A 26,186-nucleotide genomic window follows, 5' to 3' on the forward strand; every position below is an offset into this window, starting at 1 on the left:
CCAACCGGGAGGGCGCATGGCGCGGGCGGGGTTGACGGCGGAGCGGGTGACCCTCGCGGGCGCCGAGTTGGCGGACGAGGTGGGGCTCGACCAGGTGACCATGTCTCAGGTGGCGCGGCGGCTCGGTGTGAAGGACGCGAGCCTCTACACACATGTGCGCGGTCTGGAGGATCTGCGCGGACGGATCGCGCTGCTGGCGGCGGACGAGAAGACCATCCGTATCGCGGAGGCGACCGCCGGGCGGGCGGGCAAGGACGCGCTGGTCGCGTTCGCCGACGCCTGGCGGGAGTACGCCCACCGGCATCCGGGCCGCTACGCGGCGACGCAGGCGTCGATCCGGATCGACCCCGAGCTGGCCGCGCAGGCTCCCGGACCACGGCGCGCGGTCGAGCTGACCTACGGCATGCTGCGCGGCTACGGACTGGCCGAGCCCGACCTGACCGACGCGGTCCGGTTGCTGCGCAGCGCGTTCCACGGGTTCGTCGCGCTGGAGGCCGCGGGAGGGTTCGCGCACGCGCGTTCGTCGCGGCACTCCTGGGTCCGCGCCCTCGACGCCCTGCACACCCTCCTGGAGCACTGGCCCCCGTCCCGAGAAGGAGAATCCTCATGACCGAGCCGACCACCGGCAGCCTGCGCGTGAACGGCGCCACCCTGCACTACGAAGTGCGGGGCCGGGGCCCGCTCCTGCTGCTGATCCCCGGAGGGGCGGGCGGCGCGGCCTCCTTCGACGGCATCGCCGACGACCTGGCCGCCGAGTACACGGTGGCGACCTACGACCCGCGCGGGATGTCCGGAAGCACGCTGGACGACTCCGAGGCCGAACAGCGTGTGGCGGAGCACGCCGACGACGCCTTCCGGATGCTGGACATGCTGTCGCCGGGTGAGCCCGCCCGGGTGTTCGGCGTCAGTTCGGGCGCGATCGCCGCCCTGCACCTGCTCACCACCCGTCCCGAGCGCGTCGAACGCCTCGTGGCGCACGAGCCGCCGGTGGTGGAGGTCCTGCCGGACGCCCACGAACACCGCGCGCTCCTCGCGCGCGTACAGGAGACGTTCCGCGCGCAGGGGCTCATGCCGGCGATGGCCGTGTTCGCCGAGGGGATGAGGAAGGACGGCGACACCACGGCCGGCGACACCACCGAGACCGAGCCGAAGGGCGAGATCGAGCTGCCGCCCCAGGCGGCGGCACGGGCCGAGCGGACGATGGCGAACCTGCCGTACTTCGTCGGCCGCATCGTGCCCGTCTTCATGGCCTACGCCCCGGACATCCACCGGCTGGAGGCGCTGTCGGACCGGCTCGTGCTCGCCGGCGGCCGGGAGTCCCACGGGGAGTTGCCGTACCGTCCGGCCGCTTTCCTGGCCGAGCGTCTCGGCACGGAGTTGCTCCACTTCCCCGGCGGACACACCGGCCTGACCACGCACCCCGCCGAGTTCGGCGAACTCCTTCGGAAGACCTTCCTCGCCTGAGCTCCGGTCCGGGATGCCCGGGTCACCGCTTCCACGCCCGACGAACCGCCGGCGGCCCGACCCTCTCCTCGGGAGGGCAGGCCGCCGACGACTCGCGGAGCGAAATTACAGCGCCCGTTCCAGACGGTCCGCCATCAGCTTGACGAACCGGGCCGGTTCCTTCGGCTGACCCCCCTCGGCGAGCACCGCCAGGCCGTGGAGGAGCTCGGCGGTCTCGGCGAGCTCCGTGCGGTCCTCGCGCTCCCGGTACGCCTGGTTGAGGCCCTTCACCAGCTCGTGCTCCGGATTGAGCTCCAGGATCCGCTTGGCGGTGGGCACCTCCTGTCCCATCGCCCGGTACATGTTCTCCAGGGCCGGGGTCAGGTCGTTCGCGTCGGAGACGACGCAGGCCGGGGAGACGGTGAGACGCGAGGACAGGCGCACCTCCTTGATGTCCTCCTCCAGTCGCTCCTTCATCCAGCCGAGCAGCCCCGCGTACTCCTCGGTCTGCTTCTCCCGCTCGCTGTCGGGGGTGTTCTCGTCCTTGGCGTCGAGGTCGATCTGGCCCTTGGCGACAGAACGCAGCTTCTTGCCCTCGTACTCGCCCACGGCGTCGGCCCACACCTCGTCGACCGCGTCGGTGAGCAGCAGCACCTCGATGCCGCGCTCCCGGAACGCCTCCATGTGCGGGGAGTTCTCGATGCTCTGCCGGGTGTCGCCGGTCAGGTAGTAGATGTCCTCCTGACCGTCCCCCATCCGCTCCACATACTGCTTGAGCGTGGTCGGCTCGGTGTCGTGGTGCGTGCTCGCGAACGACGCGACGGCGAGGATGGCGTCGCGGTTCTCCGAGTCGGTGACCAGTCCCTCCTTGAGGACGGTGCCGAACTCCCGCCAGAACGTGGCGTAGCGCTCCTGGTCCTTGGCCATCATCTCCTTGACCGTGGACAGGACCTTCTTCGTCAGCCGTCGCCGCATCATCTCGATGTGACGGTCCTGTTGGAGGATCTCGCGGGACACGTTGAGCGAGAGGTCCGCCGCGTCGACGACGCCCTTGACGAAGCGGAGGTACGGCGGCAGCAGCGCCTCGCACTCGTCCATGATGAACACGCGCTTGACGTACAGCTGCACGCCGCGGCCGACGTCCCGGGTGAACAGGTCATGGGGGGCGTGCGCGGGGAGGAACAGCAGGGCCTGGTACTCGAAGGTGCCCTCCGCCTGGAGTCGGATCGTCTCCAGGGGTTCGCGCCAGTCGTGGCCGATGTGCTTGTACAGCTCGTGGTACTCGTCGTCGGACACCTCGTCGCGCGGCCGCGCCCACAGCGCCTTCATGGAGTTGAGCGTCTCGGGTTCGGGCGCCTCGTCGCTCGTGTCGGCCGCGCCGGAATCCTCGGGCGCCATCCTGATGGGCCAGGTGATGAAGTCCGAGTACCGCTTGACGATCTCCCTGATCTTCCACGGAGAGGTGTAGTCGTGGAGCTGGTTCTCCGGGTCGGCGGGCTTGAGGTGGAGGGTCACCGAGCTGCCCTGCGGCGCGTCTTCGACCGTCTCCAGCGTGTATGTTCCCTCGCCTCGCGAGGTCCAGCGGGTGCCCTGGCTCTCGCCGGCGCGCCGGGTCACCAGGGTGACCTCGTCCGCCACCATGAAGCCGGAGTAGAAGCCGACGCCGAACTGGCCGATGAGCCCCTCCGCCCCGGCCGCGTCCTTGGCCTCCCGCAGCTCCTGGAGGAACTGGGCGGTGCCGGAGTTGGCGATCGTGCCGATGAGGCGCCCGACCTCGTCGTACGACATCCCGATGCCGTTGTCCCGCACGGTGAGCGTGCGAGCGTCCTTGTCGATGTCGATCTCGATGTGCGGATCGGACACGTCCGCGTCGAGCGAGTCGTCCCACAGCTTCTCGAGGCGCAGCTTGTCCAGTGCGTCCGAGGCGTTGGAGACGAGCTCCCGCAAGAAGACATCCTTGTTCGAGTAGACCGAGTGGATCATCAGCTGCAGCAGCTGACGGGCTTCCACCTGAAACTCGATCGTTTCAGTCGGCATGTTCGCGAATACCTCACAGGTCCTGTCGCCGGAACTGGTGGAAGCCACTGTAAAACACCACGTCAGAGCATTGGTCGGGTAATGGGAGCGGTGGCTGGATCCACACGGCGCGTCCGCGCTCGGGTCGGTCCGAGGACCGACCTCGTGCGCCCCCGGCGCCAGGGGTGATCCGGCCCGGCGGTGGCCGCCCGCCGGTGGCCGCCCGCCGGGACGACGAGCGGCCCTCGGTGCCGGTCTTCCCGGCCGCGGGCGGCCACGAGGGGAACCGGGACCCGCTGAGCTTCGTGGCTACGACAGCCGGTCGGCGACCACGGCTGCCGCTTCCGCGATCAGCTTGTTGTCCGGGGTGGCCTCCTTGGCGTCGCGGTACGAGAAGACCGTCATCACGAGGGGCGCGGCACCCGGGCGCCACACCACGGCCATGTCGTTGCGGGCCCCGTGGTAGGTGCCGGTCCCGGTCTTGTCGCCGACGACCCACCCCTTGGGCATCCCGGCCCGGATGGTCTCGTCTCCGGTGGTGTTCGTCCGCAGCCAGGCGATGAGCTGCGCGCGTTCGGCCTTGGGGAGTACGTCTCCGAGGGTGAAGGCGCGCAGGTTCTCGGTGAACGCGCGCGGCGTGGACGTGTCCCGCTTCTCGCCCGGGACCCAGCTGCTCAGCTCAGGTTCATCACGCACCATCTCGGTGACGTCGTCGCCGAGCTCGGCGAGCGTGGCGTCGAGCGCCTTCGGGCCTCCGAGCTCTTCGAGCAGCAGGTTGGCCGCGGTGTTGTCGCTGTAGCGGACGGCGGCGTCGCAGAGCGCGGTCAGGGTCATGCCGGTCGCCACGTGCTTCTCGCTGATCGGGGAGTTGGGGACCAGTGCGTCCTTGGAGTACCTGATGACCCGTTCCCTCTCGCTTCGGGAGAACTTCCGCAGTACGGCGCCGGCGACGAACGCCTTGAACGTGGAGTTGTAGGCGAACCGTTCGCCGTCGCGGAACGCCACCTCGCGCCCGGTGCCGGTGTCGACGGCGTACACCCCGAGGCGCGCGTGGTACTTCCGCTCCAGCGCTTTGAGTTCGTCGGCGTACGGTCGCTCGTCCCCGCTCGGCCGGGCCTTCGCGTGGGACGAGGACGCGGCGGGTGCCGAGCCGGGGGACTCGTCGTCCCGGCCGCAGGCCGCCAGCGGGGCGACGAGGACGAGCGCGGTGAGCGCGGCGAGAACGGTCCGCCGGGCGCGGGTGTGCTGCATGGGTCCGAACCTCCTGGTCATGGGGGCCATCGGGACCACCCTCGCCCTCGCCCGGCTATGCGGTCCAATGCGCTCAGACGCGTTTCCATGCCGAAGTGGCATAGTGTGTGGATCATGGATCTCGTCGGGGCGTGCCGCGCGTTCGTGAGTGTCAACCAGCACGGCAGTTTCACCGTCGGGGCCGCCGCCGCTCGGATGTCCCAGTCGGTGGCCAGCCGCCGCGTCGCCGCGTTGGAAGAGCGCTTCGGCGAGCCGCTGTTCGAGCGCACATCACGGCGGGCCGTGCTCACCCCGTTCGGCCGCGACATGCTGCCCGCGGCCCGGCAGCTCGTCCAGGCGGCCGATGTGCTGCTGCACGAGGCGGACGCCGCCAAGCGCAAGCCGTGGCGCCTCGCGGTGCCCGGTGTCTGCCCGACGGCCGGCCTCGCCCGCCTCGTCGCCGAGGCGCGCGGCCACGGCGTCACCCTCGACGTCCGCGTGGCGGCGCCGTCCCCACGCGCCGAGCTGCTGCACGCGCAGCAGGTGCGCGCCGCCCTGATCGCCGTGCCCCCGGACGAGGCCACCTGGTCCGTGCCGCTCGGCCTCGCTACCGCCCGGGACCCCGGCGTACGACGGGTCTACCTCGAGACGCTGCGGCTGGGCCGCGCCGACTCCGGCCCGGCCCGCCGTGTCTGGATCCAACCGGAAGACGATGTGCCGCACATCCGCGACCCGCTGACGCGGCTGCGCGACGCGGTGGGCCTGCGGCCGGCCCAGCTCGTCGCCGCGGCTGATCTGACGACCGCCGCAGCCGAGGTCCTCGGTACGGGCGACCTGTTGCTGTGCTCCCCCGCGCAGGCCGTGGAACTCGCCCTGCACTGGCGGCCCGTCGGTGAGACCACGCTCAGCCGGGGGTACGCCCTGGCCGCCGCAGCGGACGGCAATCCCCAGCACATCGAGGCGCGGCTGGGCGACGCCATAGCCCGCTGCCTCGGCGCGGACACCCGTCCGGGCGCCACGGGAGGGACGGCGGCATGAACACCGAGGCACTCCTTCGCGATCTGCGCGCGCGGCTCCACGACGGCGGCCTGCACGGCTGCCTGCTCGTACGGGATCTGCACACGGGGGAAGAGCTGGGGATCGAGCCGGACACCCAGCTGCCTTCCGCGTCCCTGGTGAAGGTCCCGCTCGCGCTGGCGACGGCGGAGCGCATCCGACGGGGCGAGGTGGACGGAGCGACCCCGGTCGAGGTGCAACCGGGGCGGATCACCACGCCCGGCCCGACCGGGCTGAGCCGGTTCCGCCATCCCGCCCGGATCGCGATCGACGACCTGCTGTACCTGAGCACCTGCCTGAGCGACGGTGCGGCCGCCGACGCACTGTTCGAGATCACCCCGCCCGCCCACGTCACCGACATCCTGCATGGGCTCGACCTCCGCGGCATCACCGTCCGGCACCGCACGCACGAGCTGTCCGACACTCCCGTGGAACGCTTCGACGCCGCTCAGGCCCATCTCGCCCACGCCCTCGCCATCGAGGCCGGCACGGGCGGCCGCGGGCACCGGGTGCCCCAACTCGACACCACCCGTGCCAACACCGGCAGCGCACGGGCCTGGGTCGACCTCCTTCAGGCCCTGTGGACTCCGTCGGCGATCCACCCCGACGTGGCCGAACAGGTACGTGGTCTCATGGCCCACAACGTCCTTCGGCACCGGCTCGCCCCGGACTTCAGCTCCGACGCCACGACCTGGTCCTCCAAGACCGGCACCCTCCTGAACCTGCGCCACGAGATCGGCGTCGTCGAGCACTCCGACGGCCAGACCTTCGCCATCGCCGTCCTGACCGAGTCACTCGTTCCGGCCAGCGTCCAGCCCGGCGCCGACGCCCTCATGGCGCAGGCCGCCCGCAGCCTGCGCGACCACCTGCGGCAGCTGTAGCCACCGGGAGCCGGGCTCGGCTCCCGCGGCCGGGAGGCGGGTCTGCGCCGCCGGGGGCGCCGCCCGCCGACTCGATGAGCCGGCACCGTGCGGACTCCACAGCGTGCCCCGAACGGTGCGGCCGCTCCGCCGTACGCCATGGTGCCGTACGGTGGAGCGGCCTCGTCGCCGGGATCGTACGGCTCCTCGTCAGCCGTCCGTCGGGCGGACGGTGTTCATGATCTTCTCGATCTCGGCGGAGGTCAGCGCGTTCGGCACGCCCTGGTCCGCGTAGATCACCCAGCCGTGCCGGGTGCCGTCGGGGAGCTCCTGCGCGATGCTGTGCACGATGGCGGTCGGCGGCACGCACGGGCTGGGCCGGTTGGTCACGGTGACCTTGGCGGTCGCGGTGTAGCCGTCGATGCCGTTCCGCTTCCACGGTCGGGCCTGGCCGACCTCCATCTTCGGCTTGTGTTCCGCACCGCCGTACGCGGCGAAGCCCCAGTTGCCGGCCCAGTTGCGGGCGTTCTCCTGGAGGGTGCCGTCCTTGCCGCCGCCGGTGGTGCCGACGGTGGCCAGCTGGCCCTTGCCCGCCTCACCGAGCGCCTTGGGGTTGGGGGACGACGCGCAGCCGCCTTCCCGGTAGTTGGCGGCGCCGGTCATGACGACGATCGGCTCGCCGGCCTTGTCGATGTACGAGAGGGAAGTGGCCTCGTCGAGGACCTTCCACTGCTCGGACGTGGCGGGGACGTCGTAGCGGAAGTGGTGCTCGGCCCGGGTCTGCGTCTGCCAGCCGGGGACCAGGGGCTGGTCACCGGTGGCGCCCGCAGGGGCGGAGGGCTTCGTCCCGCCCTCGGACGGAGCCTGGGAAGGAGCCGACGACGCGGCCGACGGCTGCTGGGACGTCGCGGCGTCGTCCGCCGGGCCGCCGGTGTCGTCGTTGCACCCGGCCAGGGTGAGGGTCATGCCGAGCGCGGCGGCCGCGAAGAGAGCCTTCTTCTGCTGCAGGTTTTCTGACCAAGACATGACCAAGACCTTAAGCGGTGCCCCTCCTTCCGCTTACCGGGGGCCTCCCCTCCTGGCCATCGACGGAGGCCGTCCGTCGTCGGGGAGCTGGGGCAGGGCCGCGGCCGCCACGTCGACACCCGGCCGGCCGGCCCTAACCTGGCGTCATGACGGATGACCTGAGTTTCCGGGTGGGTGACGTGCTGTCGATCGCCTGCCCGTTCACACCGACCCGGGTGGACCGGGGCTTGCATGGGGATCACCTGTCGTTGGCCTGGCCATGGTGGCGACCGGATCCCGCCAGTGAGTTCTACCACTGGAACGGGATCGTGGGACTGGGAATCGACGCGATCACCTGTGTCTGGAACGAAATGGAACTGTTCCGCACCGACCCGGCGCCGGAGCACCTGAAGTCGGGTGACGTGTGCCGCGTGGGTGTGCCACCGACCGTGGTGCATGTGACCGCCGTCGATCACTTCGACCCCCCGCTGGAGACGGGCTGGCTACCTCGTCCACACCTGTCCGTCGCGCTGCTTCGCCGGGGCCTGTCCTACCGCGAACTGCCCGACGACAGCCATCTCAACGGCACGGGCTACGAGATACATCCGGGTGACGGGACGCCGTTCACCTTCGACCTGCTCTTCCGACCGTACGCGTTCCTCCAGCCGGAGGACGAGGTCGCCGATGCCGCGGGCCGGGCCTGTCGCTTCGACGGCCCCTGGGACTGGTACGCCTTCGACGGCGAGGAGATCTCCGACGGCCCTGCGTGGCCGCTGGCGCTCCTCACCCGCTCTGGGAACGTGCGCACCCCGGCCACCGCCGCGGCGGTGGCCGCGGCCACCGCGACCGGTTCTCATCAGGAGGTGCTCCGGCACTGGACCGGCCTCACCGACGCCACCCCCACTCTCCTCGGCACAGTCGTCCCGAGACTGCGGTGACATGGGACGTCGGCGTGAGACGTCGACGTGAGACGTCGGCTTGGGACGTCGGCGTGGGAGGCCGTCGCCGCACCCGCACCGTTCTCCGAGTACCGTGAGGACGCGAACAGGGCGAGCGGGATGGCCGGGCGGTCAGCGGACGCGGCCGGGGAGGGGCGTGGCATGGGCGCGCTGCTCGACGGCCTCGCCGTCAACCCCGCCGCCCCTGCTGACCTGTTGCTGCGGCTGCTGCGGGAGGAGTACGAGAGCGCCTGGTACGTCCTGGCCTCCCGGCGTGCCTCCTTCCCCGAGGAGGTGACGGCCGCGATCGTCACCCACCCCCACCCGCGGGTCCGCGGCGCCCTGGCCCGCAACCCGTTCGTGGATCCCGAGGTGCGCGGGCTGCTCGTGGACGATCAGGAATGGCTCGTCCGGGCCCGCCTCGTCGGCAGGCCGGACAGGACGCGGCCCGTCCGCCCGCTGCCCGACTGGGTGATCGACCGGATGCTCACGACATACGACCACGACTTCCTGAGCGAGTTGCTGGTGTCCCGGCAGATCCCCTTTCGTCTGCGACGCTCGTACGGCACCCACCCCTTGGCCTCGATCCGGCAGATGGCCACCGGCATGTGGACCCTGCTGTCGGAGGACGAACGGGTGGCGTTGCTCAAGGATCCGCACCCGCGGGTGCGGGCGAGCGCGGAGAGCATGCTGGAGACCGACGACGCGGAGGCGATGGAGCGCCAGCTCGGGCCGCTGCCCGCGCCACGCAACCACGGGACCGGGCTGATCCTCGTCAACTACCGGCTCTCCAGGAACGTCGTCGACTGGCTGCTGCGCGACCCCCACCCCGACAACTCCTGGGTCCTCGCTCACAACCACAGCACTCCGCCGGACGTCGTCGCCGGACTGCTCGCACACCCCGATCCGAAGGTCAGGCTGGAGCTGGCCCACCGCGCCGACCTCGCCCCCGCGCTTGTGGAGACCCTCGCGCGCGACCTCGACCCGCGCGTGCGCACCGCGATCTCCCTACGGCCTGAACTGACCGAGGACGAGCGGGCGGCGATCGACTACACGGCGACCACCGATGAGGAGTTCGGGCCGATCGAACACCATGTCGTCGCGGCCCCCGATCCTGCCGTGTCCGCCGGGTACGCCCGCTCGCGTCACCCGCTGCTCCGACGCCGGGCCGCTCGGGACCCCGCGCTGCCCGCCGAGCTCGTCGTACGGCTCGCGCGGGACGACGACCTGGGCGTCCGGGTGCTGCTCGCCCACAACCACCCGTCGCCGCCGCCGGAGCTGTTGCTGCGCAGCTATCTGGAGCACCGGCGTCCCGCCCGTGATCTGCTCACCGAGCACCTGTGCTTCCCCGTCGCGGGCCTGGGCGCACGCTTCGCGGACGCGGACGCACCCGACGAGCGGCGCCTGGCCGTGCTCGACCCCGGTCTCGCCCCCGGCACCGCCGACCGGCTCACCCGCGACCCCGACCCGGCGATCCGCGCGGGGGCGGCCCGCCATCCCCGGCTGCCGGCCGGGCGGCTGCTCGCCCTCCTCGACGACGAAGAGCTGGGTGAACACGCCGCCGCCAACCCGGCTCTGTCCGTGACCGTGATGCGCGGTCTGCTCACCTCGACGGCGGTACCCAGCAAGAAGCGCTGAGGCTCGCGTAACGCCCCGGTCGGCGTCGGGTGTTCGCCGGCCGGATATTCCTTGATCCGTACGCCACCCGGGAGGTAGCGTCTCCCCGACGGCCACGGATGTGACGACGTCGACATGACCGCGCGAGGAGGTGAGCCCGTTGACCAGGACCGCGACCCACCACCCTGCCCGGGCCCTCCTGTCCGCCGCGTCGGTCTGACCGCGTCGCAGGAGCGCCCCTCACCCGGCACTCCTGAACGAAGGAAGCATGACCGTCACCCCTTTCCGGATCTCCGTGTCCGATGACATCCTGAACGACCTGCGCACCCGCCTGGAGCGCACCCTCTTCACGGCGGCGTCCGATGACGCCTACTGGGCGGCCGGAACCGACCCGGGCTATCTGCGTGAGCTGATCGCCTACTGGGCGGACGGCTTCGACTGGCGCCGGGCCGAAGCGGCCCTCAACACATATCCGCACTTCATCGCCGAGGTCGCCGGGCGCCCGGTGCACTTCGTCCATCTGCGGGGCGAGCGCCCCGACGGCGCATCGGCACCGCTGCCGCTGGTGATGACCCACGGCTGGCCGAGCAGCTTCGTGGAGATGCTCTCCGCCGCCGAGCGGCTCGCTGATCCGGCCGCGTACGGAGGTGACCCGCTGGACGCCTTCGACGTGGTGGTCCCCTCCCTTCCGGGCTTCCTCTACTCGGCACTCCCCAGGGGTCCGTTCACTCGTCGCGGGGTCGCCGGCATCTGGCACGAGCTGATGACGCGGACGCTCGGTTACCAGCGCTTCGGCGCCTTCGGCGGGGACATCGGGGGCGGGGTGACGCAGTGGCTCGGGGCCCTGTACCCGGGCGAGGTGGCCGGTGTCCACATCACCTCCGCGGTGGTCAACGCCGATTTCACCGAGCAACCGGCGACCGCCGAGGAGCGGACGTTCCTCGATGCGCTGACCGCCTACGACGTCGACGACGGCGGTTACAGCGAGATCATGTGCACCCGGCCGGACACCATCGCCGCGGCGCTGAGGGACTCCCCCGCCGGACTCGTCGCCTGGATCGTCGACAAGTACCGCGACTGGAGCGACTGCGACGGCGACCTGGAACGGCGCTGGAGCAAGGACGCCATCCTCACGGTGGCGACGCTGTACTGGGCCACCGGGAGCATCGGCTCCTCCTTCCGGCAGTACTACGACTACCACCTGAACGAGCCGGTGCCGGGCATCTCCGTGCCCGCCGCGGTCACGCTGAGCAACGAACCGGCCTTCGCCGATCTGCCGCGCAGCCTGATGGAACGGCTCTGCGGCGACCTGCGCCACTGGAGTACGCCGGGGCGCGGCGGGCACTTCATGGCGCACGAGGAGCCCGAGCAGGTCGCCGACGAGCTGCGGACCTTCTTCCGCCCGCTGCGGCGGCGTGGTTGATCCCGTGACCGAGGACGTGCGGTGACACGGCGGGCGCGGTCATCGCACGTCCAAGGAACGGGGCTGGACGGCGTCCGCCGCCCGTCACGCACGGGTTTGCCGTACGCGTAGCGCCTTCAGCCGCCGAGGGCCGCCTCGCCGAGAAACCGCGTCATCAGGTCGGCGACCGCGCCGGGCCGCTCCAGGCTCGGCAGGTGGCCGGCCCAGGACAGTTCCAGGTGGCGGGCGCCGGAGATCCGCTCCGGCAGGCGGGCCGCGATCTCGCGGAAGTCCGCCAGGTCGTGCGCGCCGGAAACGGCCAAGCAGGGTGCCTTGATCCGCGACAGGTCGACCCGCGTCTCTGCCGGGTCGAACTCCTCCTCCGCCGCCGACTGCACCTCGAAGGCGTGCCGCTGCATCCCGCGAACCCGCTCGCGGACCTCGCCATCGGCCTCCGGGCCGAGCCACGTCTCCACGTTCAGCTCGACGGCCCCCGTGAGATCGCCGGCTTCGAACAGCGCCTCCTCCTGCTCGTCGAAGGACCGCAGCGCGGCGCCGGGCACATGTCCGGGCGCCCCGGAGCAGAGCAGCATCAGGGCGGTGACCGCGTCCGGGCGGGTGGCCGCCACCTCCAGGGCGACTCTCCCCCCGTACGAGGCCCCGACCAGCGCGGCTCGCTCGATGCCCAGGTGGTCCAACAGGTCGGCGACGTCCTCGGCGTCGCTGTACGGGTGGTCCGCCACCGGTGAGTCACCGAAACCCCGGAAGTCGCACCGGACCACCCGGTAGCCGGCGTCGACCAACACCCGCCACTGTGGGTCCCACATGCGCCGGTCACACACCGACGAATGCAGCAGCACGAGGGTGGGACCGTCCCCTGATACGTCGTGAGAAAGAGTCATCCCGGCGGACGGTAGCGGACACCATGCCCCGAGGTCATCGGAATATCGGTGCCGCTCGACGCGGCCCCGGCCCTGGACTGGTTGGGCCCTGGTCGAGCATGCCCGCGGCCGTCGGACGAGCCACTCGGATCCGCCCCGCGCACAGTACGGAGCCCACTGGTCGTGTGGTGTCGGTGAGCCGCCTGGCCACACGGCTCACCGACGGGAGGTTCAGGACTCGTTGGCGCGCGCGTAGGTGAGGAAGGCGGCTCCGCTCTTCAGCACGGTGTGGTCCGTGAGTTCCCAGCGGCACGGGTCGAAAGCGGCCTTGTGGGAGAAGAGCGGTATGCCGGAGCCGATGGTCAGCGCCCCCACCTTGAGGATCAGCTGGTCGATCTCGGTGTACAGGGCACTCGCCAGCTCACCGCCGCCGATCAGCCAGATGTCCTTGCCCTCCTGCTGCTTCAGCTCCCGCACCTTCGCCACCGGATCACCGGCGACCAGTTCGACGGCCGGGTCCGGGCTCTCGGTGAGCGTCCGGGAGAAGACCAGGTGGCGCAGGTGGGGGTAGGCGTCGGTCATGCCGGCCTTGAGGCCGATCTCGTAGGTGCGCCGTCCTTCGAGGACGGTGTCGAAGCGGGTCCCCTCCGCCGTGACGTTCAGCGCCGCGCGGGCCGGGGCGGGCAGGGTCTCCGGGTACTCCGCCACGAGGTGCTGGATGTAGTCCTCGGAGATCGGCCAGAAGCCGTTCGGACCGGTGGGGTCGGCGCCGTCCGGCCCCGCGATGAAACCGTCGAGGGTGGTGGCGATGTAGTAGACGAGCTTGCGCACGGAGGGCCCTTCGTCGATCGAGTGTGAGGGAGCGGTCCGATGCGGCCGCATCGGGTGCCGAGCCGGTGGCCACGGACCGCTACATGATCATCGCACCTTTCCCTCGCGGCGGGGAGGCGCGCACGGGGGCATCCCGTGCCGGCGCGGCGCGGACGCCCGCGCGTGCGGGCCGCCGCACCACCTGCCATGGAACCGGTGGGCGGATAGGCGCCTCGGGTTCACCCACGGCGGTCGGCGGCGGGATCGGGCTCGGCGACGCGTGCGGCGGCCGGGACGACGCCGGGTCGGCTGTCGGTGCCGGATTGCGCGAGGAGTCGCCGGAGCCAGCGGGTACGGGCGTCGCGTGCGTCCCGGCTGAGGGCCGCCCGCGGTGCCAGGCCGTCGAACCCGTGGTAGGCGCCGGGCCATACATGCAACTCGGCCTGGCCGCCGGCCTGCCAGATGGCGTTCGCGTACGCCACGTCCTCGTCCCGGAACATCTCGGCCGACCCGACTTCGATATAGGCCGGGGGGAGTCCGGAGAGGTCCGTTGCGCGGGCGGGGGCCGCGTAGGGCGACAGGTCGGCGGCTCCGTAGCGGTCACCCAGCACCGCCTTCCACACCGTCGCGCTGGAGGTGAGGTCCCACACTCCGGTGCCCGTCATCTGATGGCTGGAGAAGGTGCGGCCGCGGTCGTCGAGCATCGGGCACAGCAGCAGCTGCCCCAGCGGCCGGGGACCGCCGCGGTCGCGGGCCAGCAGGGTCAGGGCCGCGGCGAGCCCGCCGCCGGCGCTCTTCCCTCCGATGATGACGCGGTCCGCGTCGATGCCGAGTTCGGCCGCGTGTCCTGCCGCCCAGACCAGTCCGGCGTAGCAGTCCTCCAGCGGTCCGGGGTACCGCGTCCCCGGCGCCAACCGGTACTCGACCGAGATGACGGCCAGTTCCAGCGGGAGGGCCCACTCGCGAAGGATCCGCGGCAGCACGGACCACGCGTTGCCCATGACCATCGCGCCCCCGTGCATGTAGTACAGCAGAGGCAGCGGTCCGACGAGCCCGGACGGCCGCGCGCTCACCAGGGTGACGTCCGGTTCGCCCGGCGGGCCCGGCACACGGATCTCCGCCACCTCGAAACGGCCGTCGGCGCGCAGGTCCTCGGCCGTCGGCCGGGGCCGGGTCGCGGCATCCCGCTCTTGCCGCGCCGCGAGGTTCTCCGCGGTGATCGGCTCCCTCGGCTCCTTCACCAAAGCCGCCAACGCGAGCTTCAGTTCGGGGTCGAACGGGGGCACCGCCCCCGGTGTCGGGACACCGCCCGACTCGGACGACTCACGGCGGACACTCATGACCAACCCCCCGGTCGGACGGCGGGACGCCAACCGGCAACCCGCTGGAACGGCAGCACGGCCGCACGCGCACCACCCGAGGAACGCTCGCCGGAGACCGGGACCCATACGGCACAGCCAATCACACCGCCGCGCGGGAACGGAGCGCCGACGAGGGGGCCACCCTCGGGTCACGGGCCGCCGCCCGGGCCCGGCGCCGACGTCCAGAGCTCCCACCGTCCCTGACTAGAGTCATACGTCATGGACATGGAGATACTCACCACGCTGCTGCCCAGGCTCGGCGACCGTCAGGGCGTGTGGCGGGCCGAGCGAGAGTTGACGGCGATCGGCCGCGCCGCCGTTCCGGAGCTGCTGGCGATCCGACGAGAGGGCCCGGGACATCTGCGTCGGCACGCGCTTCACGCGCTCGCCGTGCTCGGCGCCGGTGATGAGCTGTCAGTCCGCGACCAGGCGGCGCTGAGACGGCTGGTGGGTGTCAAGCTGCTCGCCGACCGACCCCTTGACGAGCACTGTCCGTTCATATGGATGGCGGTTCCGGCCGCGACCTACGAGGGAGTCTTCACCGCGCTGGATCTCCACGACCGCATTCCGGCGACGATGGCGATGGGCATGTCCGGTGTGGAGCACGCCGAGGTCACACTGGCAGGGCAGGACGGCGAGGAGGTGACCGCGTACCGGGCCTTCGTCACCCCGGAGTTCTCCGGCTGGCGGATGGTGTTCGGCCCACCAGTGTGGGGCTGCGCCGACAACGGGCTGCTGGCACGGGTCAGCGAGCACTGCGGGCAGGCCCACTACTACGCGCGCGACAGCTACGACGACGCGCACGCCTGGGCGATCGCCGAAGAGGGCCGGGTGATTCGGTCGCACAGCACATACGACGAACCGCGGTGGACCCACGAGCCCCTGCCGTGGGAGGAGCCGCAGACGGCCGACCCGCTCTGGGAGCCCGGGATGTACGAGCCCAACGCTTCCTGCGAGTGGAATGCCAACGAGGTCGCCGACCGGGTGACGGTCGATCCGGAGCGCATCAACGAGGACACCCCCATGACAGGCCACGGCTGGCTGGCGGTGACGGTGCCGGGGATCGGCCACGGGCCGTTCCCCGGGGCCCTGTCGATCTGACGAGCCTCAGCCCGAAGGGACACCCCCCTGACGAGGTGCCGGCGGACCGCACTCGCGCGGCCGCCGGGGCCGTCTCCTCCACGGCGCGCAGCCGCGCGGCCCTCCGGGCCCGGAGGGCCCGCCAACCGGTGGAGACCTCCGGGCCGGGCCGGCATGGCGCCATGCCGAGGCTCGACGGGCTCGGATGCTGATGGTCTCGCCCCTCATGCAGGAGAGACCATGGACGACCCCAGCGCTCACGAAGCCGGCCGATCGGCAGCCAAGGGCGCAGGCCATGACGGGCCGCCCGGTCAGCCGGGGGTCATCGGCATCGCGCTCGCCGCCGTGCTGGCGGCCGCACTCGCGCAGGGTTCCTGGGAGTGGTTCTCGACCTACATCGGGGTGACGTTGCTCGCCCTGATCTTCTCCTTCTACCGGCTGCCCAGGTGGATGCCCGGCCTCGGATCCGCGTACATGCGGAATCTGGCCGCGTACTCGTTGGTCGTCGGCCTGTGCGTGGCCATCGCGCTGGCCCCGGCGATGCAGCGCTGGGCGTGGCTGTTCCCGATGCCGGGCTCTCGTGAAGGGTGTCCTGAGCTGGGCGCGTACGAGGAGATCCGGGCGGAGGCCGAGCTGGCGGACCTGGCCGGCCGCGACCCCGCCGCCCTGGCTCGCGCGCAGCGGGTCCACAGCCACGAGGCCGTCGCCGACTGTCTGACGACCACGACGACGCGGTGGTTGCCGGTGTACGGGGTCGCGGCGGCCGTGCTGGTGGGTCTGGGCGCGTGGTCGCTCGCCCGGGCTCGGGCACGCAGGGAGACGACCGCGGCCAGCCGGAATCCTCCTCGGGTCTGAGCGGACGGGCCTGCGGACGGGTTCCGGGTTCCGGGGTGGTGCCACGGGAGCCGGGCACCGAGCCGCGGCCACCGGGATCCTCGTGCCGTGCCGCGGCTACCGGGACAGCAGGGTGAAGAACTCGCGGGGCCGGTGTTCGCGCTCGTCAGCGTCGACGATCACGCCCGCGTCATGGGCGGCGGAGAAGGCCGCCCGCAGGTCCTGCTCGGTCTCGAACCGCCCGGTCGTCACCACCACCGCTCCGTCGGTCGTGACCCAGCATTCGGCCGACAGGGCACCCGGCCTGGACCCCACGAACTCACAGGCCTTGTGCACGCGGTCGGTGAACTCCTCGACGTACTCGGGTCGCGGATAGTGGAAGGCGACGAACCCGAATGCCATACCGGCCAACTCCCTCTCATGTACGACGGCTGGGGATGACGTACAAACGAGGCTAGACCCGGACACACGATGCCCTGTAGACGGTGCGGGCGTGAGGAGAGGCACATCGAGGGATCAAGGCGGCGACTATGTCCCCGCGTTGAACGCCTCCGCGGTGACGTCCCGCTCGAGCTCGACGAGTCGGTATCCGTAGACACGTGGCGCTGTCACCCGGATGACCAGGCAGAACCGGTCTTGGGAGGGCAGGGTCCCGGCCAGCGAACGGTGGTCGCGTTTCAGGAAGTAGACGGCCGCGCGGTTGGTGTTGGCCATCTGGCCGCAGATGAGGAAGACGGGACGGGTCGCTCCGTGGGGGGTGAACTTGGCGACCAGGGCGTACTCCCGCTCGTCGCGGGCCAGTCGGTACTCGTGGTCTCCGACGACGAGCGCGATGGAGTCCGGCCCGCTGCTGAAGGGGCGGAACGTGACGCCGGGCAGGTGGGACGAGAGGTGGCCGGCCGAGCGCTCGTTGGCGGTCGGTCCGCCGATGCAGAACTCGGTGCGTGAGCTGGTGCTGCCGCGAGCCTGGTCCGCCGTCTCGCAGCTGATGCGCGCTCTGAGCTGTTCGGCGAGCGCCGCCGCTTCCAGCAGCGCATGGACGTCCTGGTGTGAGGTGACCCGGGGCGAGCTGTGATGGTGGCTCAGGACGATCAGGCATTCCTCGCCCGGGCTGACGCCGAAGAACGTCGCTCTCCTGCGCCATACGCGTGCCTGGCGCACACGCTGCCACAGCCATACGGACACTCCGCTGATCACACTGGTGATCAGGCCGATCAGGATGTTCGCCAACACCGGTGACCCACACCCCCCGATCTCCTACCGGCCTCCATTGATCACCGCTCGCTCCACCGAGCCGTCCTCGACGTGCCACTTCTTGAGGATCCGCGCGTACTCGCCGCTCGCTATGAGGCTGTCGAGGGCCTTCCGCACGGCGTCGCGCAGGACCGTGCCCGTCTTGACGACCGCTATGCCGTAGAAAGCGGCGTCGATCTGTTCGCCGGTGAGTTCGAGGGCGTCGCCGCCCGAGTGGGTGGCGGCGGTGTGGGCCGCGACCGGGAAGTCGTGGACGCAGGCAGCGGACCGGCCGTTGGCGACGTCGTTGTAGATCTCCGCCGACGCGTCGAACTCCCGGATCCTCAGCTTCTTGCGGACCTTGTTGTTCAGCCCGTCCAGGAGAGCATGGCCGAACGTGCCGCGCTGGACGGCGACCGTTCTCCCGGAGAGGTCGTCGAGCTTCTCGATGCCCTGCGGGTTGCCCTTGCGGACGACGAGCGTGGATCCGGAGCTGAAGTAGTCGATCATGTCGACACCGCTGCCGGTCTTCTTGCCCTCCTCGAGGCCCTCCTGACGTGCCCTGTTGTCGGTCATCGCCGACATGACCAGGTCGAAGCGGCCTGTCTGCAGTCCGGCGAGCAGGGTGTCGTAGACGGCGTCCTGGAAAACGAAGCGCACGCCCAGCACCCCGCCGAGGGCGTTGGCGAGATCGACGTCGACACCGACGACCTCGCCGTCCCTGACGAACTCCATGGGCGCGTAGGCGGTGTCCGAGCCGACGGTGATGATGCCCTTGTGGCGTATCTCCTGCGGCAGCTGGATGGAGGGGGTCACCACGGCGGAGGGGGCCTTGCCGGGTGCGGAGCCGCCGGACGGCTTCCCGGAGCCGCCGGGATCGGCCCCCGTACGCCGCCCGGCACCGCCCTCGTCCCCGCCCTCCGACCGCATCACCCAGGCCAGCGCCCCGCCGCCGGCCACGACCCCGACGGCGGACAGCCCGGCGAGGAGACGGCGCCGGCTCGGCCCGGGGGGCGTGGGCTCGCCGGAGACGTACGGCTGCCGCACCGGGGTGATGTCGTGCAGTCCCAGGGGCGGGGTGGCGGGAGCGGGACCGAACCGACCCGGGGGCGACGCGGCCGGCGCGGAGGGCGTGGTAGGCGCGGAGGGCGCAGTAGGCGCGGAGGGTGTGGGAGGGCCCGGGGGCAGCGGCGGCGTGGCGCCGTACGCCGGCGAGGACGGCGTGCCGCCCGTCCCCGCCGCGCCGCTCGGCGGCGGGCCGAAGGGGGCGCCGGCGGGCCCCTCGGCCGGGGGCGGCGACACCGACGGGTCCGGGGTCCGGGGATCGCCGAGCCGCTCGGACAGCCGGCGCAGCTGTGCGGCGACGGGCTCCGGCAACCAGTCGCCGTAGGGGCCCGGTGCGCCCACCCGCGCCACGAGGTCGGGCAGGGCGGGTCGCTGCTGGGGCTCCTTCGCCAGACAGTCCGCCGCCAGCTCTCTCAGGCCGTCGGTCGGGACGTCGTCGAGCCGCGGCTTCTCGTGCACGGTGCGGTACATGAGGACCTGCGATTCGGCGTTCCCGTACGGGCCGCTGCCCGTCGCCGCGAACACGATCACCCCGCCGAGCGCGAACACGTCCGCCGCGCCCGTGACCCGGGGGCCCGTCATGACGAGTTGTTCGGGGGCCATGAAGCCGGGGGTGCCGAGTGCGGTACCGGTCATCGTCAGCGCGGTGTCCGCGGCGGAGTGCGCGATGCCGAAGTCGATGACGCGCGGGCCCTCGGCGGTGAGCAGGATGTTCGACGGCTTGAGGTCGCGGTGCACCAGGCCGTGCGCGTGCACCCCTGCCAGGGCGTCCAGCAGGCCGGCCGTCAGCAGTCGCACCGTGCGCTCGGACAGCGGCCCGTGGTCGTGCACGGCGTCGGACAGCGCGACGCCCGGCACGAAGGTCGTCGCCATCCAGGGCACGTCGTCGTCCGGCGCGGCGTCGACCACCGGCGCCACGAACGGGCCGCCCACCCGTTGGGCGGCGGCCACCTCGCGGGCGAAACGGGCGCGGAAGCCCCGGTCGTCCGCGAGCTCGGAGCGCGCGGTCTTCACCGCCACCGTCCGCCCGTCCGCCGCACGGCCGAGGAAGACCCGCCCCATCCCGCCGCCGCCCAGCAGCCCGATGATCCGGAACGGGCCGATCTGTTGTGGATCGCCCTTCGCCAGCGGTCGCACCAATACCCCCACGCATCCCAGCAGTTCGTGTACTGCAGTATCCCGCACGCGCCCGAGCGATCCGACGCAGGTGAGATCGGCCTGGGCGGTGGAGGATCAGGGTCCGGCGCCGAAGGAACAGGCCCTCCACCCGCCGTGGGGCGAGTGGAGGGCCCGACGCCGACGGAGCCCGAACGAGCCGCGCAGGCGAGCCGTGCCTACGAGCTAGGCGTCAGCTCCAGCGCTGGCGCGGGACACCCGTGTCGGAAGCGGTGTAGACGACGTCGCTGGGCTGCAGGCCGAGGGTGCGCCCGGTGGCCTTGTTCTTCAGCCGCCAGCCCGCGGAGTCCTTGGTCTCGTACCACTTCTGGTAGTCGCCACCGTTGCAGTCAAGCACGTAGACGGCACCCGCCGCATTGCTGTCGAGGCACTTCCCGGTGAGCTGGTGCTTCATGGTGTAGCTGCCGTCGGACTGCTTGGTCTCGGTCCACTTCATGCTCGCGCCGCTGGCAGAGGTCGTACGGACCTTGCCGTTGAAGTACGCCAGGTACTCGCCGTTGCTCTTGTTCTTCCAGGTGACGGTCTGGCTCGCGGCGCTCGCCTGCCCCGTACCCACCACGGCCAGCGCCGGGGCGAGAACCGCGGCGACGGCGAATGTGCGCATCAGGCGCTTCTTCATGGAGTTCCCCCTGAAGGATCGAATGTCCAACCCGGCGACACCGACTGTCTCTCGGCAGGCGTACGACGAGTGACCGGTGCGCGGCGAGTCCACGCCGACGGCCGCTCGAAGCGAGCACCCGGCTCTCCACCACTCCTTGCCACAAGGGAGATCGAGCGTCGCGTACGAAGCCGTCGCCCATGTGACCGTGGCCGCCTCAGGCCGACAGCAGCCTTGATGCCCCGAATTGATCATTAAGGTCGGTGGCACGTTACCCCGGCGTGATCACGTCATGCAACGCCAACTCGTGGCGGCCCGACCGAACGACGGCGGCCGGGACGACCGGCGAACAGGCGCGTAGACACTGTCTACCGAAGGCTGGTAGACAGTGTCTATGAATCGCATGACACTCGACCGGCTCGTCACGCCAGCGCTGGACGCCCATCTCGGCCCGGTGCACGCATGACCGGAGCCGCACGACCGCACCTCGCACTCCTGGTCAGCGTGGCGGGCGCGGTGATCGTGGCGCTGGACGGCACGGTGTTGCTCGTGGCGCAGCCCAGCCTGCAACGCGATCTCGGCGCGACCGTGGCGCAGGTCCAGTGGACCAGTACGGGCTACCTGCTCGCGGTGGCCGCGTTCCTGGTCGTCGCGGGGCGCCTCGGCGACCGCTACGGGCACCTTCGGCTGTTGTTCGTCGGCGTCCTCGGCTTCGGCGCCGCCTCAGCCGGCATCGCGCTCGCGCCCCACATCGGCTGGGTCATCGGCCTGCGCGCCGTGCAGGGTGTGTTCGGCGCGCTCCTGCAGCCGGCGACCCTCGCGCTGCTGCGGCTGAGCTACCCACCGCACCGGCTCAGCACGCCGGTCGCCCTCCGCACCAGCGCGATCGCGGTGGCCGCGGGGGCCGGTCCGGTCCTCGGGGGTGTCCTCGTCGAGCAACTCGGCTGGCGTGCCGTGTTCTGGGTCAATCTCCCCCTCGCGCTGGTGATCGCCGCGCTCGCCCTCGCCGTCCGGGCGCCCATGCCCGAACGCGTCGGCACTCAACGGCCCGACCTCGCCGGCGCGACCCTGCTCGTGTCCTCGCTCGCCGTCCTGGTGCACACCCTGGCCGAGGTACCGTCCCGTGGCTGGGCAGCCCCGCCGACACTGCTCGGTCTGGTCGCCGTCGTCGGCCTCGCGGCGGCGCTCGTCGCGCACGAACGCCGCGCCGCCCAGCCGATCGTGCCGGCTGCCGTGGCCCGGTCCACATCGGTGACGGCATCCATGGTGCTCCTCCTGGTCACCGGTGGAGGCATGTTCGGAGCGCTGTTCCTCGCCAACTTCCTCCTCCAGGACCTCCTTCGGCTCGACCCGCTCGCCAGCGGCCTCCGGGTCCTTCCGCTCACCGCGCTCATGGTCCTCGGCGCACCCGCTGCCAGCGCCGCGCTGCGCAGGTACGGCCCGCGCCGTACCGCGATCGCCGGTACGCTCCTCGTCACCCTCGGCATCGCCGGCCTGTCCCGGCTCGACCAGACCAGCACCTGGGCGGTCACCGGTGTGACCTTCGCGGTGCTCGGTGCCGGGTTCGCCACCGTGATGGTCACCGCGACCGGGACGGTCGTCGGCGACGCGCCCCCCGAGTACGCCGGGGTGGTCGGTGGACTCAAACAGACCGCGATGAACATCGGACCGACACTCGGAATCGCCGTCGCTGCCAGCATGATGCACGGGACTCCGGCCGCGGTCGGCCCCCTGACGACGTCCGCCCCACCTTTGGAGCCCGCCTTGTTGGCCCTGGCCGGCCTCTCCGCGCTCGGCTTGCTCCCGGCCTCCCTGCTGCCCCCGGGGCCGGCCGCCGGCAGGACACGCGACACGACAGCCTCCGCCGATCCCGGGCCCCACCCGGTCGGGCCCCGAGAGAGGACAGGGGGCTCATGAGGGGCAGCACCCGCCCGGGCCCCGCGCACGGTCGTGATACTGGCCGTCATGACACGCACTCCCGACCAGTCGGCGGTCCCGTTCTCCCGGGTCAAGGTCCGCACCGGAGCCCTGGTCTTCTGCGGCGACGACGTCGCCCTGATCCGCCGCGACCGCGCCCACTCCATCCACTACACCCCGCCCGGCGGCAACGTCGAGGACGGCGAGGACCTCCGCCAGGCCCTGCGCCGGGAGCTCGCCGAGGAGCTCGACCTGGACATCGACCAGGCCGACGGCGGTGACCTGCTGTGGGTCGTGGACCAGCGCGTCACCCGCCCCGGCCCGACTCCACCACCGCGCAAGATCCACCTGCTCTACCGCCTCCACATCACCCCCGACCTCCGAGCGACCCTCGCCGAACGGGAGCTGGACGAACAGCCCGACGGCAGCCATGAGATCGGGGTCGTCGAGTGGGTGGACTACCGCAAGGCCACCGGGCTGCCGATCTTCCCGCCCATCGGAACCGCCCTGGCGGCGTTGGCCCACCCTCGCGCCGCCGTCACCGACGCGGCCTTGGACGCCGTCACCGACGAGAACTACACCTGGGTGTGACCACGGCCCAGCCGACAAGCTCTCTCGCTTCCGCCCACGCCGAGCCGGCACATGTTGCCAGAGCGGCAACAACAGTTGGCGCCCCCGGTAGGGAGGCGCAACCTGGTCCCGGCCCCAGCAACCGAGGACCAGGAGAGACCGCACGATGACCACCCACGAAAGCACCGGGACGGCACCGCGCCCTGGTGACGACGCTCCGCTGAACAACCGCGTCCACCACATTCGATCCGGCGAGTTGGACGGCTACGCCGCCATCAGCGGCGGCACCGTCGGCTCGCGGAAGCTCTGGATGGGTCTGGTGGAGAACCCGCCGTCGAGCGCGACGGACAACCACCATCACGGCGATTCGGAGGCGGGGATCTACGTGGTCAGCGGCCACCCCGTGTTCGTCTACCACGACGGCACTCGGGAGGTGCGACTCGCCGCCCGTCCGGGGGACTTCTTCCTCGTCCCACCGTTCGTCCCGCACCGCGAGGAGAACCCCGACCCGAACGAGCCCGCGGTCGTCGTGATCGCTCGGACCACGCAGGAGCCGATCAAGGTGTCCGTGCCCGAGCTGTACCGGCTCGAAGAGACGGACATGCGGTAGACGGCGAGTTCGCGTCCCTCAGCCGGCGCCCCGCCTCCGCCCGGCGCGCCCGTGCGGGGCGGCGCGTCGGGCCGGCGGAGGCAGGCGCCGGCAACCGGTTGCTCTCGCAGGGGTCGGGCCGTCACGATGATCATCGCCGCGCCCGGTGACGGCGCGGAATCGAACCGCCCACCCCCGAGGGGAACCGCTCCATGCCCGACCTGGCAGCCCACGCCGCCTCCGTCCTGGCCCCCGCGATACCCGCGGGCGGCACCCTCGCCGCGAGTGCCGCCGAGAAGGCCGCCACCTGGCCGCTGGCCGCTGTGGTCGCGGCGGCCAGCCTGTCCCTGTTCATGGTCGGCGTCTCGGTGGGCTCGCGACGTCTGCTGGGCATCCGGGTCGGGCTGCTGCGCACCTTCACGGCCGGACTGGCCGGGCTCGCCTCCTTCCATGTCTTCGGCGCGCTCATCGACGACAAGCGGAGTCTGGCGGCCCTGTCGACGGTCGGGGTGACGCTGTCGCTGCTGGCGGCGATGACCGTACTCGTCGTCATCGAGGTGGCGTTCCCCTCCGGCAGTTGGATCCGTCCGGTGCGCTGGCTGCGCCGGCTGCGCCGCCGCTTGGTCCGCGCCCGCCGTTACTCGCAGATCAGCCGCATCTTCATGCGCCACGACCTGGGCCGCTATGTGCGTGGGCGGGCCAGCCTGGACCGGGCGGCGCACCCGGACGAGGCGGGGCTGCACGCCGCTCGCTCGCTGCGGCTCGCGCTGGAGGAGTGCGGGGGTACGTTCATCAAGCTCGGCCAGGTGCTCTCCACCCGGCGCGATCTGCTGCCGCCGCACATCGTCGACGAGCTGAGCCGGCTGCAGAACGACGTGCCGCCGGCGCCCTGGCCCGAGGTCGAGGCGGTGCTCCTCGAGGAGCTGGGCGCGCCGGTCGACCAGGCCTTCGCCGAGTTCGACCGCGAGCCGCTGGCCGCCGCCTCCATCGCCCAGGTGCACCGGGCCCGGCTGCGGGACGGCACCACCGTGGCGGTGAAGGTGCAGCGGCCCGGGGTCCGCGAGTCCGTGGAGCGCGATCTCGACATCGTGCTGGCCATAGCGCAGGGTCTGCATGTCCGGGCCCGCGCCGTGCAGGCCTTCGGTCTGCGCGATCTGGCGGACGGCTTCGCCGTGGCGGTGCGCGAGGAGCTGGACTTCCGTATCGAGGCGCGGAACGCCGACGCGGTCGCGGCGGCCTGCGGCGGGCATGCGCCCGACGCCCGGGTGAAGGTGCCGCGAGTCCATCACCGGCTGTCCTCCGCCCGCGTCCTGGTCCAGGAGTGGCTGGACGGCGTCACCCTGGAGCGTGCCGGGGCGGTCGCCGACGAGCGCGGGCTGGACCGCGAGGAGCTGGCCCGCACCCTGCTGGGCGCGATGCTCCGGCAGATCATGCGCGACGGCGTCTTCCACGCCGACCCGCACCCCGGCAACATGCTGCTGCTCGCCGACGGGGCCCGCGTCGGCCTGCTGGACTTCGGCTCGGTGGGGCGGATCGACCCGGTGATGCGGGCCGCCATTCAGCATCTGCTGATGGCCGTGGACCGCGGTGACCCGGCTGGGATGTGCGACGCGCTGCTCGAGCTGCTCGGCCCGCGCGCGGACGGCCCCGGCGGCGAGGAGCCGGAGCTGGACACCCTGCTCCTGGAGCGGGAGTTGGGCCGCTTCATGGCTCGCCATCTGGGCGCGGCGGCCCATCCGGACGTCGAGATGTTCACCGCGCTGTTCCGGCTGCTCACCCACTTCGGTCTCACCGTCCCGCCGGAGGCCGCCGCGGTCTTCCGCGCACTGGCCACCCTGGAGGGCACGCTGACCCGCCTCTCCCCCGGCTTCAACCTGGTCGACGAGGCCCGCCGCACCGCCACCGAGCTGCTCACGGACCGGCTGTCCGGCGGGGACGGCGGGCCGGGCGGGGTGAGCGGCCGGATCGCCGCCCGCGCGGCCGAGTCGTACGCACGCTGGACGGGTGTCTCGGATCTGGGCGAGCCCACGGCGGACGGCGCCTCGCTCACCCGCACCGTGGCCCAGGAGATCCTGCCGCTGCTGCCCATGCTGCGCCGACTGCCACGCCGCGCCGAACGCATCAGCTCATCCGTGGAGCAGGGCCGCCTCGGTATGCGCGTCCGGGTTCTCGCCGACGAGCGGGACCGCCGCTATCTCTCGGGGCTCTTCCATCAGTTGTTGGTCGCGCTGATGGCGGTGGGCACCGGGATGATGGGGGTGATGATGCTGGTCTTCGGCACCGGACGCGGGCCGGACGTCACCGCGGACCTCGGTCTCTTCCCGATGCTCGGCTACAACCTGCTCGCGGTCAGCGCGGTCCTGACGCTGCGGGTGCTGTACACGGCGATGCGCCGATCGCCGTGACGGGTGACGTCGGCGCCACGCGGCGGCCGTCGGTCCGGCGGTCCCACGGCCGTGTGCCGGGGCCCGCTGGAACTCCGCGGGTGCTCCTCCCGGTCGGCCG

23 protein-coding genes are annotated in these 26,186 nt (G+C 71.8%); 13 read left to right on the forward strand and 10 right to left on the reverse strand.

Features of this window, described 5'->3' with window-relative positions:
• The first annotated feature begins 16 nt into the window (after positions 1 to 16).
• On the forward strand, positions 17 to 610 hold the full coding sequence (locus LRS74_RS01475) for a TetR/AcrR family transcriptional regulator (RefSeq protein WP_277739219.1): 594 nt from the start codon (positions 17 to 19) through the stop codon (positions 608 to 610).
• Positions 607 to 1,464: an alpha/beta hydrolase gene (locus tag LRS74_RS01480; protein ID WP_277739220.1), complete on the forward strand. Its 858-nt coding sequence runs from the start codon at positions 607 to 609 to the stop codon at positions 1,462 to 1,464. The genes LRS74_RS01475 and LRS74_RS01480 overlap by 4 nt, the downstream gene beginning before the upstream one ends.
• A gap of 105 nt (positions 1,465 to 1,569) precedes the next feature.
• Here LRS74_RS01480 and htpG read toward each other — a convergent pair whose 3' ends face one another.
• The gene (gene htpG, locus LRS74_RS01485) at positions 1,570 to 3,480 is read right to left on the reverse strand and encodes a molecular chaperone HtpG (RefSeq protein WP_277739221.1); all 1,911 of its coding nucleotides are present in this window, start codon (positions 3,478 to 3,480) and stop codon (positions 1,570 to 1,572) included.
• Positions 3,481 to 3,768: 288 nt separating this feature from the next.
• Entirely contained in the window at positions 3,769 to 4,710 is a 942-nt protein-coding gene (bla, locus tag LRS74_RS01490; RefSeq protein WP_277739222.1) for a class A beta-lactamase, read from the reverse strand.
• Positions 4,711 to 4,824: 114 nt separating this feature from the next.
• Here bla and LRS74_RS01495 point away from each other — a divergent pair, with 114 nt between their 5' ends.
• The gene (locus tag LRS74_RS01495; protein ID WP_277739223.1) at positions 4,825 to 5,727 is read left to right on the forward strand and encodes a LysR family transcriptional regulator; all 903 of its coding nucleotides are present in this window, start codon (positions 4,825 to 4,827) and stop codon (positions 5,725 to 5,727) included.
• Positions 5,724 to 6,626: a serine hydrolase gene (locus LRS74_RS01500; RefSeq protein ID WP_277739224.1), complete on the forward strand. Its 903-nt coding sequence runs from the start codon at positions 5,724 to 5,726 to the stop codon at positions 6,624 to 6,626. Before LRS74_RS01495 ends, LRS74_RS01500 begins: the two co-directional genes overlap by 4 nt.
• Positions 6,627 to 6,815: 189 nt before the next feature.
• Here the strand turns inward: LRS74_RS01500 and LRS74_RS01505 are convergent, their stop codons facing one another.
• Positions 6,816 to 7,631 carry a hypothetical protein gene (locus LRS74_RS01505; protein ID WP_277739225.1) on the reverse strand — a complete coding sequence of 272 codons (816 nt, stop codon included), beginning with the start codon at positions 7,629 to 7,631 and terminating at the stop codon, positions 6,816 to 6,818.
• A 146-nt stretch (positions 7,632 to 7,777) separates the two neighbouring features.
• On the opposite strand from LRS74_RS01505, the gene LRS74_RS01510 reads away from it, so the two are divergent.
• The 3 genes from LRS74_RS01510 (at position 7,778) to LRS74_RS01520 (ending at position 11,588) form a co-directional block, all read left to right on the forward strand.
• Positions 7,778 to 8,548: a hypothetical protein gene (locus LRS74_RS01510; RefSeq protein ID WP_277739226.1), complete on the forward strand. Its 771-nt coding sequence runs from the start codon at positions 7,778 to 7,780 to the stop codon at positions 8,546 to 8,548.
• 162 nt (positions 8,549 to 8,710) lie between these two features.
• Positions 8,711 to 10,186, forward strand: a complete 1,476-nt coding sequence (locus tag LRS74_RS01515) for a translation initiation factor 2 (protein WP_277739227.1) — start codon at positions 8,711 to 8,713, stop codon at positions 10,184 to 10,186.
• Between the two features lie 247 nt (positions 10,187 to 10,433).
• Complete coding sequence (locus LRS74_RS01520) at positions 10,434 to 11,588, forward strand: epoxide hydrolase family protein (protein WP_277739228.1); 1,155 nt, start codon at positions 10,434 to 10,436, stop codon at positions 11,586 to 11,588.
• Between the two features lie 116 nt (positions 11,589 to 11,704).
• On the opposite strand, the gene LRS74_RS01525 is transcribed toward LRS74_RS01520, so the two are convergent.
• The 3 genes from LRS74_RS01525 to LRS74_RS01535 all read right to left on the reverse strand — a co-directional run bounded on the left by LRS74_RS01525 (position 11,705) and on the right by LRS74_RS01535 (position 14,598).
• On the reverse strand, positions 11,705 to 12,469 hold the full coding sequence (locus LRS74_RS01525) for an alpha/beta hydrolase (protein ID WP_277739229.1): 765 nt from the start codon (positions 12,467 to 12,469) through the stop codon (positions 11,705 to 11,707).
• A 210-nt stretch (positions 12,470 to 12,679) separates the two neighbouring features.
• Positions 12,680 to 13,279 carry a dihydrofolate reductase family protein gene (locus tag LRS74_RS01530; RefSeq protein ID WP_277739230.1) on the reverse strand — a complete coding sequence of 200 codons (600 nt, stop codon included), beginning with the start codon at positions 13,277 to 13,279 and terminating at the stop codon, positions 12,680 to 12,682.
• A 218-nt stretch (positions 13,280 to 13,497) separates the two neighbouring features.
• On the reverse strand, positions 13,498 to 14,598 hold the full coding sequence (locus LRS74_RS01535) for an alpha/beta hydrolase fold domain-containing protein (protein ID WP_277739231.1): 1,101 nt from the start codon (positions 14,596 to 14,598) through the stop codon (positions 13,498 to 13,500).
• 240 nt (positions 14,599 to 14,838) lie between these two features.
• Between LRS74_RS01535 and LRS74_RS01540 the strand changes: the two genes are divergently transcribed.
• Both LRS74_RS01540 and LRS74_RS01545 read left to right on the forward strand, forming a co-directional pair.
• Entirely contained in the window at positions 14,839 to 15,720 is an 882-nt protein-coding gene (locus tag LRS74_RS01540) for a hypothetical protein (RefSeq protein WP_277739232.1), read from the forward strand.
• Between the two features lie 219 nt (positions 15,721 to 15,939).
• Positions 15,940 to 16,554: a hypothetical protein gene (locus tag LRS74_RS01545; RefSeq protein ID WP_277739233.1), complete on the forward strand. Its 615-nt coding sequence runs from the start codon at positions 15,940 to 15,942 to the stop codon at positions 16,552 to 16,554.
• A 96-nt stretch (positions 16,555 to 16,650) separates the two neighbouring features.
• On the opposite strand, the gene LRS74_RS01550 is transcribed toward LRS74_RS01545, so the two are convergent.
• The 4 genes from LRS74_RS01550 to LRS74_RS01565 form a co-directional block, all read right to left on the reverse strand.
• On the reverse strand, positions 16,651 to 16,935 hold the full coding sequence (locus LRS74_RS01550; RefSeq protein WP_277739234.1) for an antibiotic biosynthesis monooxygenase: 285 nt from the start codon (positions 16,933 to 16,935) through the stop codon (positions 16,651 to 16,653).
• Positions 16,936 to 17,061: 126 nt separating this feature from the next.
• A complete protein-coding gene (locus LRS74_RS01555) occupies positions 17,062 to 17,766 on the reverse strand; it encodes a hypothetical protein (RefSeq protein ID WP_277739235.1) in 705 nt (234 codons plus the stop codon).
• Positions 17,767 to 17,790: 24 nt separating this feature from the next.
• Positions 17,791 to 19,980, reverse strand: coding sequence for a bifunctional serine/threonine-protein kinase/transporter substrate-binding domain-containing protein (locus tag LRS74_RS01560; RefSeq protein ID WP_277739236.1), 2,190 nt, complete (start codon positions 19,978 to 19,980; stop codon positions 17,791 to 17,793).
• Between the two features lie 199 nt (positions 19,981 to 20,179).
• Positions 20,180 to 20,611: an RICIN domain-containing protein gene (locus tag LRS74_RS01565; protein ID WP_277739237.1), complete on the reverse strand. Its 432-nt coding sequence runs from the start codon at positions 20,609 to 20,611 to the stop codon at positions 20,180 to 20,182.
• A gap of 456 nt (positions 20,612 to 21,067) precedes the next feature.
• On the opposite strand from LRS74_RS01565, the gene LRS74_RS01570 reads away from it, so the two are divergent.
• The 4 genes from LRS74_RS01570 (at position 21,068) to LRS74_RS01585 (ending at position 26,086) form a co-directional block, all read left to right on the forward strand.
• Positions 21,068 to 22,522, forward strand: a complete 1,455-nt coding sequence (locus LRS74_RS01570) for an MFS transporter (protein WP_277739238.1) — start codon at positions 21,068 to 21,070, stop codon at positions 22,520 to 22,522.
• 48 nt (positions 22,523 to 22,570) lie between these two features.
• Positions 22,571 to 23,113, forward strand: coding sequence for an NUDIX hydrolase (locus tag LRS74_RS01575; RefSeq protein ID WP_277739239.1), 543 nt, complete (start codon positions 22,571 to 22,573; stop codon positions 23,111 to 23,113).
• A 145-nt stretch (positions 23,114 to 23,258) separates the two neighbouring features.
• Complete coding sequence (locus tag LRS74_RS01580) at positions 23,259 to 23,702, forward strand: cupin domain-containing protein (RefSeq protein WP_277739240.1); 444 nt, start codon at positions 23,259 to 23,261, stop codon at positions 23,700 to 23,702.
• A gap of 191 nt (positions 23,703 to 23,893) precedes the next feature.
• The gene (locus tag LRS74_RS01585) at positions 23,894 to 26,086 is read left to right on the forward strand and encodes an AarF/ABC1/UbiB kinase family protein (protein WP_277739241.1); all 2,193 of its coding nucleotides are present in this window, start codon (positions 23,894 to 23,896) and stop codon (positions 26,084 to 26,086) included.
• Positions 26,087 to 26,186 lie beyond the last annotated feature (100 nt).

Source organism: Streptomyces sp. LX-29 (genome assembly GCF_029541745.1).
Classification (GTDB): Bacteria; Actinomycetota; Actinomycetes; order Streptomycetales; family Streptomycetaceae; genus Streptomyces.

Excerpts from the sequence above, each read along its gene's own strand:
- LRS74_RS01535 (WP_277739231.1), bottom strand. The coding sequence starts at position 14,598 with ATGAGTGTCCGCCGTGAGTCGTCCGAGTCGGGCGGTGTCCCGACACCG.
- LRS74_RS01505 (WP_277739225.1), bottom strand. The coding sequence starts at position 7,631 with ATGTCTTGGTCAGAAAACCTGCAGCAGAAGAAGGCTCTCTTCGCGGCC.
- LRS74_RS01520 (WP_277739228.1), top strand. The coding sequence starts at position 10,434 with ATGACCGTCACCCCTTTCCGGATCTCCGTGTCCGATGACATCCTGAAC.
- LRS74_RS01545 (WP_277739233.1), top strand. The coding sequence starts at position 15,940 with ATGGACGACCCCAGCGCTCACGAAGCCGGCCGATCGGCAGCCAAGGGC.
- htpG (WP_277739221.1), bottom strand. The coding sequence starts at position 3,480 with ATGCCGACTGAAACGATCGAGTTTCAGGTGGAAGCCCGTCAGCTGCTG.
- bla (WP_277739222.1), bottom strand. The coding sequence starts at position 4,710 with ATGCAGCACACCCGCGCCCGGCGGACCGTTCTCGCCGCGCTCACCGCG.
- LRS74_RS01540 (WP_277739232.1), top strand. The coding sequence starts at position 14,839 with ATGGACATGGAGATACTCACCACGCTGCTGCCCAGGCTCGGCGACCGT.
- LRS74_RS01500 (WP_277739224.1), top strand. The coding sequence starts at position 5,724 with ATGAACACCGAGGCACTCCTTCGCGATCTGCGCGCGCGGCTCCACGAC.
- LRS74_RS01570 (WP_277739238.1), top strand. The coding sequence starts at position 21,068 with ATGACCGGAGCCGCACGACCGCACCTCGCACTCCTGGTCAGCGTGGCG.
- LRS74_RS01525 (WP_277739229.1), bottom strand. The coding sequence starts at position 12,469 with ATGACTCTTTCTCACGACGTATCAGGGGACGGTCCCACCCTCGTGCTG.
- LRS74_RS01480 (WP_277739220.1), top strand. The coding sequence starts at position 607 with ATGACCGAGCCGACCACCGGCAGCCTGCGCGTGAACGGCGCCACCCTG.
- LRS74_RS01515 (WP_277739227.1), top strand. The coding sequence starts at position 8,711 with ATGGGCGCGCTGCTCGACGGCCTCGCCGTCAACCCCGCCGCCCCTGCT.
- LRS74_RS01475 (WP_277739219.1), top strand. The coding sequence starts at position 17 with ATGGCGCGGGCGGGGTTGACGGCGGAGCGGGTGACCCTCGCGGGCGCC.
- LRS74_RS01580 (WP_277739240.1), top strand. The coding sequence starts at position 23,259 with ATGACCACCCACGAAAGCACCGGGACGGCACCGCGCCCTGGTGACGAC.
- LRS74_RS01565 (WP_277739237.1), bottom strand. The coding sequence starts at position 20,611 with ATGCGCACATTCGCCGTCGCCGCGGTTCTCGCCCCGGCGCTGGCCGTG.
- LRS74_RS01575 (WP_277739239.1), top strand. The coding sequence starts at position 22,571 with ATGACACGCACTCCCGACCAGTCGGCGGTCCCGTTCTCCCGGGTCAAG.
- LRS74_RS01585 (WP_277739241.1), top strand. The coding sequence starts at position 23,894 with ATGCCCGACCTGGCAGCCCACGCCGCCTCCGTCCTGGCCCCCGCGATA.
- LRS74_RS01550 (WP_277739234.1), bottom strand. The coding sequence starts at position 16,935 with ATGGCATTCGGGTTCGTCGCCTTCCACTATCCGCGACCCGAGTACGTC.
- LRS74_RS01495 (WP_277739223.1), top strand. The coding sequence starts at position 4,825 with ATGGATCTCGTCGGGGCGTGCCGCGCGTTCGTGAGTGTCAACCAGCAC.
- LRS74_RS01510 (WP_277739226.1), top strand. The coding sequence starts at position 7,778 with ATGACGGATGACCTGAGTTTCCGGGTGGGTGACGTGCTGTCGATCGCC.